14 protein-coding genes and 1 pseudogene are annotated in these 13,374 nt (G+C 71.9%); 10 read left to right on the forward strand and 5 right to left on the reverse strand.

The annotated features are described in order from the left end of the window. Nucleotides 1-97: 97 nt before the first annotated feature. The gene (locus P1P70_RS28790; RefSeq protein WP_319242789.1) at nucleotides 98-880 is read right to left on the reverse strand and encodes a TVP38/TMEM64 family protein; all 783 of its coding nucleotides are present in this window, start codon (nucleotides 878-880) and stop codon (nucleotides 98-100) included. A gap of 512 nt (nucleotides 881-1,392) precedes the next feature. Between P1P70_RS28790 and tuf the strand changes: the two genes are divergently transcribed. Together tuf and P1P70_RS28800 are read left to right on the forward strand one after the other, a co-directional pair. Next, on the forward strand, nucleotides 1,393-2,562 hold the full coding sequence (tuf, locus tag P1P70_RS28795) for an elongation factor Tu (RefSeq protein WP_319242791.1): 1,170 nt from the start codon (nucleotides 1,393-1,395) through the stop codon (nucleotides 2,560-2,562). Nucleotides 2,563-2,659: 97 nt separating this feature from the next. After that, nucleotides 2,660-3,505 (forward strand): fused MFS/spermidine synthase, encoded by an 846-nt coding sequence (locus P1P70_RS28800; RefSeq protein WP_319242793.1) that lies wholly within the window; start codon nucleotides 2,660-2,662, stop codon nucleotides 3,503-3,505. Here P1P70_RS28800 and P1P70_RS28805 read toward each other — a convergent pair. Beyond that, entirely contained in the window at nucleotides 3,467-4,777 is a 1,311-nt protein-coding gene (locus P1P70_RS28805; RefSeq protein WP_319242796.1) for an MFS transporter, read from the reverse strand. The genes P1P70_RS28800 and P1P70_RS28805 overlap by 39 nt on opposite strands. Nucleotides 4,778-4,890: 113 nt before the next feature. Beyond that, a complete protein-coding gene (locus P1P70_RS28810) occupies nucleotides 4,891-5,949 on the reverse strand; it encodes a hypothetical protein (RefSeq protein WP_319242798.1) in 1,059 nt (352 codons plus the stop codon). A gap of 251 nt (nucleotides 5,950-6,200) precedes the next feature. Here P1P70_RS28810 and P1P70_RS28815 point away from each other — a divergent pair, with 251 nt between their 5' ends. Both P1P70_RS28815 and P1P70_RS28820 read left to right on the forward strand, forming a co-directional pair. Beyond that, a complete protein-coding gene (locus P1P70_RS28815; RefSeq protein WP_319242816.1) occupies nucleotides 6,201-6,638 on the forward strand; it encodes a DUF4442 domain-containing protein in 438 nt (145 codons plus the stop codon). Between the two features lie 351 nt (nucleotides 6,639-6,989). After that, nucleotides 6,990-7,640 carry a DedA family protein gene (locus P1P70_RS28820; protein ID WP_319242800.1) on the forward strand — a complete coding sequence of 217 codons (651 nt, stop codon included), beginning with the start codon at nucleotides 6,990-6,992 and terminating at the stop codon, nucleotides 7,638-7,640. Nucleotides 7,641-7,667: 27 nt separating this feature from the next. On the opposite strand, the gene P1P70_RS28825 is transcribed toward P1P70_RS28820, so the two are convergent. Beyond that, on the reverse strand, nucleotides 7,668-8,210 hold the full coding sequence (locus tag P1P70_RS28825) for a gamma carbonic anhydrase family protein (protein WP_319242802.1): 543 nt from the start codon (nucleotides 8,208-8,210) through the stop codon (nucleotides 7,668-7,670). A 97-nt stretch (nucleotides 8,211-8,307) separates the two neighbouring features. Here P1P70_RS28825 and P1P70_RS28830 point away from each other — a divergent pair, with 97 nt between their 5' ends. The 3 genes from P1P70_RS28830 to P1P70_RS28840 all read left to right on the forward strand — a co-directional run bounded on the left by P1P70_RS28830 (nucleotide 8,308) and on the right by P1P70_RS28840 (nucleotide 10,229). Continuing rightward, nucleotides 8,308-8,937 (forward strand): acyltransferase, encoded by a 630-nt coding sequence (locus P1P70_RS28830; protein WP_319242804.1) that lies wholly within the window; start codon nucleotides 8,308-8,310, stop codon nucleotides 8,935-8,937. A gap of 93 nt (nucleotides 8,938-9,030) precedes the next feature. Further along, entirely contained in the window at nucleotides 9,031-9,603 is a 573-nt protein-coding gene (locus P1P70_RS28835) for an XRE family transcriptional regulator (protein ID WP_319242806.1), read from the forward strand. A gap of 65 nt (nucleotides 9,604-9,668) precedes the next feature. After that, the gene (locus P1P70_RS28840) at nucleotides 9,669-10,229 is read left to right on the forward strand and encodes a YbaK/EbsC family protein (RefSeq protein WP_319242808.1); all 561 of its coding nucleotides are present in this window, start codon (nucleotides 9,669-9,671) and stop codon (nucleotides 10,227-10,229) included. A 114-nt stretch (nucleotides 10,230-10,343) separates the two neighbouring features. Here P1P70_RS28840 and P1P70_RS28845 read toward each other — a convergent pair whose 3' ends face one another. Further along, entirely contained in the window at nucleotides 10,344-10,904 is a 561-nt protein-coding gene (locus P1P70_RS28845) for an NAD(P)H-dependent oxidoreductase (RefSeq protein ID WP_319242810.1), read from the reverse strand. A gap of 159 nt (nucleotides 10,905-11,063) precedes the next feature. On the opposite strand from P1P70_RS28845, the gene P1P70_RS28850 reads away from it, so the two are divergent. The 3 genes and pseudogenes from P1P70_RS28850 to P1P70_RS28860 form a co-directional block, all read left to right on the forward strand. Next, nucleotides 11,064-11,720, forward strand: coding sequence for a TetR/AcrR family transcriptional regulator (locus P1P70_RS28850; RefSeq protein WP_319242812.1), 657 nt, complete (start codon nucleotides 11,064-11,066; stop codon nucleotides 11,718-11,720). A gap of 118 nt (nucleotides 11,721-11,838) precedes the next feature. Next, the gene (locus P1P70_RS28855; RefSeq protein WP_319242814.1) at nucleotides 11,839-12,801 is read left to right on the forward strand and encodes a MoxR family ATPase; all 963 of its coding nucleotides are present in this window, start codon (nucleotides 11,839-11,841) and stop codon (nucleotides 12,799-12,801) included. Continuing rightward, nucleotides 12,798-13,374: pseudogene (locus tag P1P70_RS28860) on the forward strand (hypothetical protein); the annotation flags it as partial. The gene P1P70_RS28855 and the pseudogene P1P70_RS28860, both read left to right, overlap by 4 nt.

Raw genomic sequence — 13,374 nt, forward strand, 5'->3', positions numbered from 1 at the left:
TTCTTCTTTCTTTTTTTTTAAACAAAGAGACGCCAAACAGGGTTTTGGCCTTGTCGGGGGCGCGGGGGGTGTTATAAAAGACAGGCCCCCGGGGACCTCAGCGGGTCCGCAGGTGGTGGCGTTTGCGCCAGGCCACCGTCGCGCCGATCAGGGCCGGGACCGCGATGCAGGCCATGGCGATCAGGAAGGCCGGGGACGTCGGGGACGAGGCACGGGCGCCGGCCACGGCGTACGCGGCGGTGTTCGGGATGGAGCCCAGCGCGGTCGCGAGGAGGAACGGCAGGTAGCCCATCCGGGAGACCGAGGCGCAGTAGTTGGCCGCCCAGAAGGGCACCCCGGGGAACAGACGGGCCGCCAGCATCGAGCGGAAGCCGTGGCGGCTGAGCTGGCCGTCCGCCGACTTCAGCCAGCGGTGGCGCAGCAGCGGACGCAGGGCGTCCTGACCGAGGACCCGTCCCAGGCCGAAGGCGAGGCCCGCGCCGAGGACCGTGCCCGCGAGCGCCGACGCCAGACCGAGCTGGGAGCCGAAGAGGGCGCCCGCCGCGATGTTGAGGATCGGGCGGGGGACGAAGGCGACCGTGCAGAGCCCGTACGCCACCGCGAACACCACGGCCGCGGCGGCACCGCCCAGCTGCGGCGGCCAGCCGTCGGCCAGCAGCCGCTGCGGCTCGAACAGCAGCACCGTGGACACGGCGGCCAGGAGCAGCGCGACGAGCAGTGAGAACCGCGCCCACGGCGAGAACAGCACTCTGCCCCAGCGGGCGGCGCGGCCCGGGGGCAGGGCCGGGACCGTGACGGGTGTGGCGACGGCGAGCTCCGTGGCGGCGGTCCGGGGAAGGACCGTGGCGGTGCCCCCAGAGCGGGTGGTGGCATCGAGCATTCGACGACGGTAACCGACCCATGTACGTGTATGCCGTACGGAACGTCTCACGGGCGTCACAGCGAACGGAACAACAGCCATGTCGGGCACGGTGTGCCCGGACCTCCGCCGGGCACCGCACGCCGTGCCGCCTGCGCCTTCCGGACCACGGGCCCGACCCGCGCACCGTTCACCTCGTGCGACGTCCTGTGAAGCATCTCTCTTCCGCTCCCTCCCGGAACTCCCGCGTACCGAAAACCATTCGACGCGCGCCGACCTGTCGACGATGATCGACGTCATGTTCCGGCACGCCTTCGCTCTCGCCGCATCCGCCACAGGCGCGGATGCCCCGAAGGCTGCCCTTCTGATCGTCGTGGCCGCCGCGGACGGCGCCCGAAGCTGACCCTTCCCGGACATTCCGGCGGACCCCGCAGGGGGAGGGTCGGCAAGACCTCGGGGTCCCCGTCCCGGCCGCCGTTCCGTGCCGCCGGGCCCATCACCCAGTACCGCTGAAGAGGCTTCGAGGTACCGCCATGTCCAAGACTGCTTACGTCCGTACGAAACCGCATCTCAACATCGGCACGATGGGTCACGTCGACCACGGCAAGACCACCCTGACCGCCGCCATCACCAAGGTCCTCGCCGAGCGCGGGGCCGGCACGTTCGTCCCGTTCGACCGCATCGACCGCGCCCCGGAGGAGGCGGCGCGCGGCATCACCATCAACATCGCGCACGTCGAGTACGAGACCGACACCCGGCACTACGCGCACGTCGACATGCCAGGCCACGCCGACTACGTCAAGAACATGGTCACCGGCGCCGCGCAGCTCGACGGGGCGATCCTCGTCGTCTCCGCGCTCGACGGGATCATGCCGCAGACCGCCGAGCACGTGCTGCTCGCCCGGCAGGTGGGCGTCGACCACATCGTCGTCGCCCTCAACAAGGCCGACGCGGGGGACGAGGAGCTCACCGACCTAGTCGAGCTGGAGGTCCGCGAGCTGCTCACCGCGCACGGGTACGGCGGTGACTCCGTACCCGTCGTCCGGGTCTCCGGGCTCAAGGCGCTCGAAGGGGACCCGCGGTGGACGGCCTCGATCGACGCGCTGCTGGACGCCGTGGACACCTACGTCCCGATGCCGGAGCGGTACCTGGACGCGCCGTTCCTGTTGTCCGTGGAGAACGTGCTGACGATCACCGGGCGGGGGACCGTCGTCACCGGGGCCGTCGAGCGCGGCACCATCCGCGTGGGCGACCGCGTCGAGGTGCTCGGCGCCGGGATCGAGACCGTCGTCACCGGCGTCGAGACCTTCGGCAAGCCCATGGAGGAGGCGCAGGCCGGGGACAACGTGGCGCTGCTGCTGCGCGGGGTGGGACGGGACGCCGTCCGACGCGGGCACGTCGTGGCCGCGCCCGGCAGCGTCGAGCCCCGGCGACACTTCACCGCGCAGGTGTACGTGCTCTCGGCGCGGGAGGGGGGTCGCACGACCCCGGTGTCCAGTGGGTACCGGCCCCAGTTCTACATCCGGACGGCCGACGTGGTGGGGGACATCGACCTCGGCGAGGTCGCCGTCGCCCGGCCGGGGGACCGGGTCACGATGAGCGTGGAGCTGGGCCGGGAGGTTCCGTTGGAGCCGGGGCTCGGGTTCGCCATCCGTGAGGGCGGCCGGACCGTCGGGGCGGGGACCGTGACGGCCGTTCAGTAGACGGTCGCCGTGGGCGGGGGACCGCCGGCCGGCACCCGGCCGGTCGCGCGGTTCCCCGCGCCCGTCGCGGGGCGTTCCCTGCACCAGAATGGGGAGCGTGAACGAAGCCATACCCGTGTCCCGGGCCATCGACCGGGGCACCGCCAAGCTCATGCCCGACGTCGACCGGGAACGGGCCTGGCTGTTGACCGTGGACGGGGCACCGCAGTCGTACGTCGATCTCGACGAGCCCACTCACCTGGAGTTCGAGTACGCGCGGCGGCTCGGGCACGTGCTGGACACGGTCGCGGAGCCGGGGCTGCCGCTCGACGTGGTGCATCTCGGCGGTGGCGCGCTCACCCTGCCCCGCTACGTCGCCGCCACCCGGCCCGGGTCCCGGCAGCGGGTCGTCGAGTACGACCGGGGCCTGCTGGACCTCGTCGTCGAGCAGTTGCCGCCGCCCGGCGACGCGGAGATCGCGCTGCACGCGGCGGACGCGCGGGAATGGCTCGAAGCGGCCCCCGCCGACTCCGCCGACGTCCTCGTGGGCGATGTGTTCGGCGGCTCACGGGTTCCGGCGCATCTGTCGACCGTGGGGTACGCGCGGGCCGTCGCACGGGTGCTGCGCGCGGACGGGGTGTATCTCGCGAACCTGGCCGACGCCGCGCCCTTCGCCTATCTGCGGTCCCAACTGGCCACACTGGCAACGGTGTTCGAGGAGCTGTCGCTGATCGCCGAGCCTGCCGTGCTGCGCGGCCGGCGGTTCGGGAACGCCGTGCTGGTCGCCGCCCACCAGCCGCCCGACATCGCCGCCCTGGCCCGGCGGACCGCCGCCGACGCCTTCCCCGCGCGGGTCGAGCACGGTCCGGCGCTGCGCGCGTTCATCGGCGGGGCCGCGCCCGTGCGCGAGGAGGACGCCGTACCGTCACCCGAGCCGCCCGACGGGGCCTTCGGCATCGGCTGAACCGGCCTCGCCGGTCTCGGGGCCGGGCTCGACCTTGGTCACCGTCGTGCCGCGCCGGGTCAGGTTGCGTACGTCCCGTACGCACAGCACCGCCGCCGTCGCGGCCACGCACAGCCCGGCGCAGCCCCACAGGGCCGCCGTCCGTCCGAAGGCGCTCTCCGCCGGGCCCGCCAGCGCGGCGGCGAGCGGCACCATCGCCACCGAGCCGAACCAGTCGTACGCGGAGACCCGGGACAGCTTGTCCTCGGGGATCTCCTGGTGCAGGGCGGTCATCCAGGAGACGCCGAACACCTCGATCGACAGACCGCTGACGAACATGGCCAGGCACAGTGCGGCGATCGGCACCGGCACGGCCAGCGCGGCGGACGGCAGGGCGAAGGGGAAGACGCAGAGGACGCCCACGAAGAGGAGGCGGCGTGGTTTCCATCGGGCCATCAGCAGCGCTCCGGCGGCATTGCCGGCCCCGAAGAAGCCGAGGGCCAGGCCCCAGGGGCCCGGCCCGCCCAGACTGTCCCGGGCGACCTGCGGGCCGTAGACCGCGTCGGCGGCGACGATGACCGCGTTCACCATCGAGAACTGGACCACGATCGCCCACAGCCAGGTACGGCCGGTGAACTCCCGCCAGCCGTCCCGGAGATCCGCGAGCAGTCCGCCGCCCGCCCCGCGCTCCGGTATGTGGCTCACGTCGAGGAAGGCGCGCAGGGCGCCGGCCAGGGCGAACGCCGCCGCGTCCACCGCGAGCACCCAGCCGGGGCCGATCACCGCGATCAGGGCGCCGCCGAGGGCCGCGCCGCTCATGGTCGCGCCCTGCGACGCGAAGCGGAACAGCGCGAAGGCCCGGCCCGCCTGCTCGGCGGTGACGGAGGACAGCAGCATGCCCTCGGCGGCCGGGCCGAAGAACGCCTGGCCGACGCCGCCGAGCGCGGAGAGCAGCATCATCTGCCACAGGTGTGCCTCGCCGGTGAGGACGAGGACGGCGAACGCGGCCTGGGAGAGACAGTTGAGGGCGTTCGCCGCGACCATCACCCGGTGCCGGGGCAGCCGGTCGGCGATCGCGCCGCCGACCAGCAGGAACAGCACCAGCGGCAGGGTGCGCGCCGCCGCGACCAGGCCGACGTCCCCGCCGTCGCCGCCCGCCTCCAGGACCGCGAACGCGGCCGCGATCAGGGCGCCGTTGCTGCCCAGGTTGGTGACGACCGCGGCCGTCGTCAGCAGGGTGTAGTTGCGACCGGCCCAGGCGGGGCGGCGACGGGGGGCGGCGGGAGTGGTCACCCGCCGACTATCGCCGCCCCGACACCTTCTGCCAAACCGTTTCCGCACCTGATGCGGTGGGATCGGGCCAGGTGAGGCCGAGGTCGTCGAGCGGCGGCTGTGCGCCCGCTCGCTCAGCCGCCCGTCGGGTCGCCGTACAGCCGTACCGTGCTGAGGATCTTCTGCACCGTGGCGTCCGGGACCTCCTCGGTCACGTCCTTGGCGCCGTGGAAGGTCCAGGAGACGTAGTCACCGGCCGAGTTCTTGAAGGCGAACGTGGTCGCCTTGCCGTCCGTGTCGCACTTGTCCTTCTTGGCGACGCCCGTCGAGTACGTGGTCGCGACACTGCCCTCGACGCCGGACGCCGTGGTGTAGGCCTTGGGCTTGCTGATGGTCATCTTCTTCTTGGAGGCGGCCTTCTGGTCGGTGTAACCGCCGAAGACCCACCACGCCGAGTCGTTGCGGGCGATGTCCTCGGTGCCCTTGGCGCCCTGCTGGCCCTTGGTGCCCACGGCGGCGAGGGAACTCGACTCCTCGTTGCCGTCCTTGTCGTCGTCGGAGGTGCAGTACCTCTCCTTGAGGACGGCGGGCGCCGACATCCCGATGAGGACCGAGCCGTCGCCCTTCTCCGAGTCCTCGAAGCCGATGAAGGTGTCCGGCGACTGGACCTCCCAGTCGGCGGGCACGTCGAAGGCCGTACCCCACTTGGGGTTGACGACGACCTTCCAGCCCTCGACGGTCGGCTTCGCGCCGGCGTCCTCACCGCGCGGGTTGTCCTCGGTGCTCTCGGACGCGGTCGGCGACGAGGAGACCGAGGGGGCCGACTGGGGCTCCGACTTGTCCTTGTCGCCGTCACCGCCGAGCACCAGGAAGCCCGTCACCCCGGCCGCCACGACGACGGCCGTGGCCGCGATGACCGCGATCAGCTTCGTCCGGTTGCCGCCGCCTCCGCCCGGCGGAACCGGCGGGCCCGCGGGGGCCTGCGCGCCCCACTGCGGTTGCTGCCCGTACTGGGCCTGCTGGCCCGTCGACTGGTATCCGGGTTGCTGGTAGGGGTTCGGCTGCTGGTACCCCTGCTGTTGGTATCCCGGCTGGACCGGCTGTCCGGACTGGTCGTACCCCGGCTGCTGGTACGGGTTCGGCTGCTGCGGTTGGTGCTCGCCCCCGGGCGGCTGCTGCTGTCCTGGCCACATGGCTCGTAACCATAGATGCGACGGGGGGCGGGGTGCCACGGGAGTCCACGAAGCCGCTTCGCGGCCGGGACGAACGGCTCCAAAACGCCCTGGGGCGGCGACTTTTGACCCGACGTGCCCAGGTGGGGACGGGAGGTGGTCGGCCGCTGGCCGAGGTGCCGGGTTCTCGGACGTGAACGCCGTCGCGCTGCGAGAGGCCCTGGTCATGGCGGCCTACTCGTGGGTAACATCGCGCCATGAGCGCAGACCAGATGTCGATCGGCGAGATGCTCGCCGCCACGGTGCCGATGGCCAGGACGCTGAAGCTGGAGTTCCTGGAGACCACTCCGGACAAGGCCGTGGTGGCACTGCCGGACGAGGGCGATTTCCACAACCATGTCGGCGGGCCGCACGCCGGTGCGATGTTCACGCTGGGGGAGACGGCGAGCGGGGCCGTCGTGCTCGCCGCGTTCGGGGACCAGCTCTCCCGTGCCGTGCCGCTCGCGGTCCGCGCGGAGATCGCGTACAGGAAGCTCGCGATGGGGCCCGTCACGGCCACCGCCACACTCGGCCGCTCCGCCGCCGAGGTCGTCGCCGAACTCGACGCCGGACAGCGTCCGGAATTCCCCGTCACCATCGCCATCCGACGCGCCGACGGAGCCGTGACCGGCGAGATGACGGTCGTCTGGACCCTGCGCCCCAACGCCTGACCCCAGCCCGCCGGTGCCCGACGCTCGGGACGCCGGCGTCAGGCCTCGGGACGCCGAGCCCGACTCCGGTTGCCCCGGCCTGCGATCCCCGGTGCCCCGGCCCGCGATCCCCGGCGAGGCGGGGAGGCCCTCGTCCTCCGGCACGGCCGCGCAGGGCGGCAACGCACTGAGCGCGGCCGTGCACGGTGAGCACCGGTGGGGCACGTGGGCCAACCCGTAGGACTCCGTCGCCGTCCGAGTAAGCGGGTAGGCTGCCCCGGCGCGCGCTCCGTCGAGAGCGCGCGGCGGGGCCCTGAACACCGCCTGCCCCCACTTGATTCACGTGATCCGCTCGCACGGGAGGAACCGGCTTTGCACGTCCAGGAGTGGCTCGAAACTGTGCCTCCGCTCAGCATCTACCTGTTGGTGGGGCTGGTCATCGGCCTGGAGAGCCTGGGCATCCCGTTGCCGGGCGAGATCATCCTGGTCTCCTCCGCGCTGCTCGCGTCCCAGCACGGAGAGATCGACCCGTTCGTCCTCGGCGCCTGCGCCACCGCCGGCGCGATCATCGGCGACTCCATCGGCTACGCCATCGGCCGCAAGGGCGGACGCCCGCTGCTCGCCAAGCTCAACCGGCGGTTCCCCAAACACTTCAGCGAGAGCAACATCGCCGTCGCGGAGCGCTCCTTCGACCGGTGGGGCATGTGGGCCGTCTTCTTCGGCCGCTTCATCGCTCTCCTCCGCATCTTCGCCGGGCCCCTCGCAGGCGTCCTCCAGATGCCCTACTGGCGCTTCGCCGTCGCCAACATCCTCGGCGGCATCCTCTGGGCCGGCGGCACCACCGCCGTCATCTACTACGTCGGCGTCGTCGCCGAGGCCTGGCTCAAGCGCTTCTCCTGGCTGGGCCTGGTCCTGGCGGTCCTGATCGGCGTCACCTCGATGCTGGTGATCAAGCGCAAGGCGAAGAAGGCGGCGGAGAAGGCGGAGACGACCGAGAGGGAACTGGTCGCCGCCGCGGACTGAGCGATCGAAGGGGCTCTGGGCCGCCCCCTAAGCCCCGTACTCCTCCTGCGCCTCCCGGTGCGCCTTGGCCAGCTCCGTGTAGTGCGTCCCGTTCAACGTCACCAACTCCCGCTCCTCGTCGGTGAGCGGTCGCTTCACCTTCGCCGGCACCCCCGCCACCAGCGACCCGGGCGGCACCCTCATCCCCTGCGGCACCAGGGCCTGCGCGGCGACCAGGGACCCCGCGCCGATCACCGCGCCGTTCAGCACGGTCGCGCCCATCCCGATCAGACAGTCGTCCTCGACGGTCGCCCCGTGCACCACGGCGTTGTGCCCGATCGAGACGCGCTCGCCGATCGAGACGGGGAAACCGGGGTCGACGTGCAACGTGCAGTTGTCCTGGACGTTGGCGTCGGTGCCGATGACGATCGGCTCGAACTCGGCCCGCAGCACCGCCCCGTACCAGACGCTCGCTCCCGGCCGCAGGGTCACGTCGCCGATCACCGTCGACGTGGGGGACACGAACGCCGCCTCGTCCACCTCCGGCTTCTTGCCGCGGAACGTCGTGATCAGGGCCCGCTGCCGGTTCATCGCCGCCTCCAGATACTGAGTGAAGATCAGTCCTCACCCGCACCGTAAGCCATGGGGTGCGCGTCGCGTGGGGTGAAGATCACAGCCGTACGACGTCATGCGGGTGCCGCCCGGTGAGTACGGTGAGCGGGTGCCGAAGAAGAACACGTTCTCGTCCTGGTGGGGCCGCCTCGTGCAGCGCGCCGTCCACGCGGGCTGGGCGTGGCTGCAGCGCACAGGGTCGGTGACGGCCGAGCGGCCCGGCCGCTTCCGCTTCGGCGCGATGGGAACGGATACCAGGCTGGCCTTTCCCCTCGGCACGGTGTTCGGTGAGCCGTGGATCCACCTGGGCTCCCACTGCATCATCGGCGAGCAGGTCACCCTGACCGCCGGACTGATGCCCGATCTGGACCTCGGCGCGGAACCGATCCTGCGCATCGGGGACGGGGTCGTGCTCGGGCGGGGCAGCCATGTCATCGCCGACACCACCGTCACGATCGGCAGCGACTGCTACTTCGGGCCGTACGTGTACGTGACCTCCACCAACCACTCCTACGACGACCCGCACCAGCCGATCGGCAAGCAGTGGCCCCGCATGGATCCGGTGTCGATCGGGCCCGGCTGCTGGATCGGCACCGGCGCACGACCCGCGCCGGTCCCGATCCCCGACGGGGTCACGCCGGAGCAGTTGCTGGCACTCGCCGAGTGGGACGCGGAGGGCGCGGGGGAGTCCGCCCAGCGGCCCTGAAGGGGCGGAGTCCCCGCAGTACAGTTCGGTGAACGTCGGGTTCACCCCACCTCGTTCAACGTGTTGGACTGTCACTGAGACATTGGACGGAACGTGTCGGATCTCGACCTGCTGACCCAGTCCCTGGCGCGGAACGTCAAGCGCTGGCGCACCGAGCGGGGGTTCACCCTGGACACCCTGGCGGCGCGCGCCGGAGTCAGCCGCGGGATGCTCATCCAGATCGAACAGGCCCGCACCAACCCCAGTCTCGGCACCGTCGTCAAGATCGGCGACGCCCTGGGTGTCAGCATCACCACCCTCCTCGACTACGAACAGGGGCCGAAGGTCCGGGTCGTTCCGGCCGAGCAGGTGGTCCGGCTGTGGCACACCGAGGCGGGCAGCTACAGCCGACTGCTGGCCGGTGCGGAGGCACCCGGTCCGCTGGAGATGTGGAACTGGCGGCTGATGCCGGGGGAGGGCAGCCGGTCGGATCCGCACCCCGGGGGCACGGTCGAGATCGCGCATGTCACAGCGGGCGAGCTGACCCTCACCGTGGAGGGCGCCGAATACCGGGTCCCGGCCGGCGCGAGCGTCACCTTCGAGGCGGGCGCGGCCCACGAGTACGCCAATCGGGGCGAGGTGCCGACCGAGATGGTGCTGACGGTCTCGGTACCCGCCGTGCACTGAGGCAAGCACTGAGGCACCGGATCAGGGCGGGCGTCCTCAGACGGGCTTTTGTTACCGTGCGGCCCATGCGCGCACCCATCGGAGACTTCGACCACGCCACCCCCGCCCCCGACTGCCTGGACGACCTCGTCCGCCCGGTCGCCGACGCCGTACGCGCCTGGCCCGGCAGTGTGCCCGCCGACCAGATCCTGTACGTCGAGACGGACCCCGAGTGGGCCGACACGGCGGTGTTCGTCCAGCACTACGGGCAGGACCTGGTCGAACGGTCCGCGAACTGCGTGGTCGTCGCGGGCAAGCGGGGCGGCGGGTCGAGCCTGGCCGCCTGCGTCGTGCTCTCCACCACCCGCGTCGACGTCAACGGCGTGGTCCGCCGCCAACTGGGCGCCCGCAAGGCCTCGTTCGCGTCGATGGACACCGCCACCGGGGAGACCGGGATGGAGTACGGCGGCATCACGCCCGTCGGGCTGCCGGCCTCGTGGCCGGTGCTGGTCGACTCGGCCGTGGTCGACCTGCCGTACGTGCTGGTCGGCAGCGGACGGCGGCGCGGCAAGCTGCTGGTGCCGGGGAAGGCGTTCGCGGAGCTGCCGAACGCGGTGGTGCTGGAGGGGTTGGGCGTCACGGTCTGAACACTGGCCCGCTGCGGGCTGCCGCTGGCCGCCGCCTTGCTGCCGCTGCCGGAACGCCGACGTCGGGCCCGGGCGGTGGCCCGGACCCGACGGGGTGTCGGCTGAGGAGGGACCTCAGGCGGCGGCGGTGCCCGCCTTGCTGGTGAGCTGGCTCAGGACCTCGGTGAGGCCGGTGACGACCTCGGCGTCGTCGGCCGGGTGGGTCTCGGCGAAGCGGACGACCGAGCCGGGGATGGAGAGCTTGGCCTCCTCCAGGACCGTGGCACCGGCGATGCCGACGGCCTTGCGGGTCTCGTCCTGCGCCCACACGCCGCCGAACTGGCCGAACGCGGTGCCGACCACGGCGACGGGCTTGCCGGTGAAGGAGCCGGCGCCGTACGGGCGGGACAGCCAGTCGATGGCGTTCTTCAGGACGGCCGGGATGGTGCCGTTGTACTCGGGGGAGAAGAGCAGGAAGCCGTCGGCCTGGCCGGCGGCCTCGCGCAGCCGGGCGGCGGTGGCCGGGAGGGCGGCCTCGGTGTCGATGTCCTCGTTGTAGAACGGGACGTCGGCCAGACCCTCGTACAGCTCGATCTCGACGCCCTCGGGGGCGTGCTTCACGGCGGCCTCGGCGAGCTGGCGGTTGTGCGAACCGGCGCGAAGGCTGCCGACGAGCGCGAGGATGCGTACGGACATGAGCTGACTCCTAGCAAGGATGTGCACGTAGGAAACACGTGAGGAAAGCCGACGGACCGGGGCCCGCGGGAGAAGCTAAACGGACCGGGGTCCGTTGAAATTTGTAGCAGCTATCCGGACCGGGGTCCACTTGTGTGTGGTGAGCGTTACGCTCTTTTCATGAAAGAGTCGCTGCCGCCCTTCCCGGCGCCTCAGGACCCCGACCCCCTCGACGGACTTCTGAACCTCACCTCTGCCGCGCCCGACCAGCCCCGGCTGCGCGCGGACGCGGCCCGCAACCGCACGCGGCTGCTGGAGGTCGCCGCCCGGCTCGCGGCGGAGTGCGGAGCCGCCAACCTGACCATGGAGGCCGTGGCGACCGCCGCCGAGGTGGGCAAGGGCACCGTCTTCCGGCGGTTCGGCGACCGGTTCGGGCTCATGGTGGCGCTCCTCGACCACCAGGAGCGGGAGCTCCAGGCCGCCTTCCTGTCCGGCCCGCCCCCGCTCGGGCCGGACGCGCCCCCCGTCGAGCGGCTGCGCGCCTTCGGTGCCGCCGTCATCCGGCACGAGTACGCCCATCGCGACCTCTACCTCGCCGCCCGCACGGACGCCGCCCGCCGGCACGCCAACCCGGCCACCCAGCTCCGCCTCGGCCACCTGTGCATGCTGCTGCGCCGTGCCGGGGCGCAGGGAGACATCGAGCTGCTGGCGCAGACGCTGCTGGGCTATCTGGACATCAACCTCGTCGACCACCTGGTGGAGCGGCGAGGTATGTCCCTCGACCGGCTGGAGCGCGGGTGGGGGGACCTGATCACGCGACTGGTCGTGGCGGCGTAGGGGTGACGCGACCGGTCATGGTCGTAGTGGCGCAGGCGCGATAAAAGCGACCGCTTGGTAACTTGGGTGAGGGTGTCGGGGAGGGGCCTCGTACGCCGGGCGGAGCGGGAGGGGCCACATGACCGACACGAACGTGGTGGACGGCGGCAGCGGCGCGAGGAACGAAGGCGAAGGCCCTGTGCCGGGCCCGCACGGTCGGCGCGGCCGGACGGACGTCGTCGGGACGGGCTTCTTCTCCTCCGTGGACGACGTCTCCGTACAGCTGGCGGAAGCGGGCTACCTGGCCTCCACCGCCGTCGCCACCACGGTCTTCCTGGCCGACCGGCTCGGCAAGCCGCTGCTGGTGGAGGGCCCGGCGGGTGTCGGCAAGACCGAACTCGCCAAGGCCGTCGCCCAGGTGGGCGCCGCCCGCCTGGTCCGGCTCCAGTGCTACGAGGGCATCGACGAGTCCCGCGCGCTGTACGAGTGGAACCACGCCAAGCAGTTGCTGCGCATCACGGCCGGGCGCGACGAGGCCTGGGACGAGGCCCGCTCCGACATCTTCAGCGACGAGTTCCTGCTCACCCGCCCCCTGCTGACCGCGATCCGGGGCGACGAGCCGACCGTGCTCCTCATCGACGAGACCGACAAGGCGGACGTCGAGGTCGAGGGGCTGCTGCTGGAGGTGCTGAGCGACTTCCAGGTCACCGTCCCCGAGCTGGGCACGATCACCGCGACCCGGCGCCCCTTCACCGTCCTCACCTCGAACGCCACGCGTGAACTCTCCGAGGCGCTCCGCCGCCGCTGCCTCTTCCTCCATCTCGACTTTCCCGACGCCGAGTTGGAACAGCGGATCGTCCGGCTCCGGGTCCCTGGCCTCGACGCCGCACTCGCCGACTCCCTGGTGCGGGTGGTCGGCGCGCTGCGCGAGATGGAGCTGCGCAAGGCGCCCTCCGTCGCCGAGACCATCGACTGGGCGCGCACGCTGCTGGCCCTCGGCGCCGACACCCTCGACGAGACGGTCGTCCGGGACAGTCTCGGCGTGATCCTCAAGCACCAGGACGACATCGAGAAGGCCGCGCGGAAGCTGACACTGGTATGAGTGGCTCTCCCGGTTCTGGCGGCTCTCTCGGCTCACCTGACTCTCCAGGTTCACCTGGCTCTCCCGGCTCTCCGCTGGCCGAGCGGCTGACCGCGCTGGTCCGGGCGCTGCGCGGCCACGGGATACGGATCGGGCCCGGCGAGACCGTGGACGCGGCGGCCGTGCTGGAGGTGCTGGGTCTCGCCGACCGTGAGCGGATCAGGGAGGGACTGGCGGCGGCACTGCTGCGTGCCGACCGGCAGCGAGCCGTCTTCGACGCGGCTTTCGAGCTGTACTTCCCGCTGGGCGTGGGGGAGTTGACGGGGGCGCGGGGCGCGTCGGCCGGTGACCGGGACGAGTTGCGCGAGCGGCTCGCCGAGGCGCTCGCCGCGAACGACACGGCCGCCCTCACCCGACTCGCCGCCGAGGCCGTGGAACTGTTCGGCCGCTACGGCTCCCCCGGCTCGGACGGCTGGTCGGCCCACCAGACGCTGGACCGCCTCCGACCGCAGACGCTGCTGGCACGGATTCTGGCGGGTGCCCGGGAGCAGAGGGGCGGTGGGGAGAGCGGACTCACCGGCGCCGGATCCGGAA

Source organism: Streptomyces sp. MB09-02B (assembly GCF_033794485.1).
Lineage (GTDB): Bacteria > Actinomycetota > Actinomycetes > Streptomycetales > Streptomycetaceae > Streptomyces.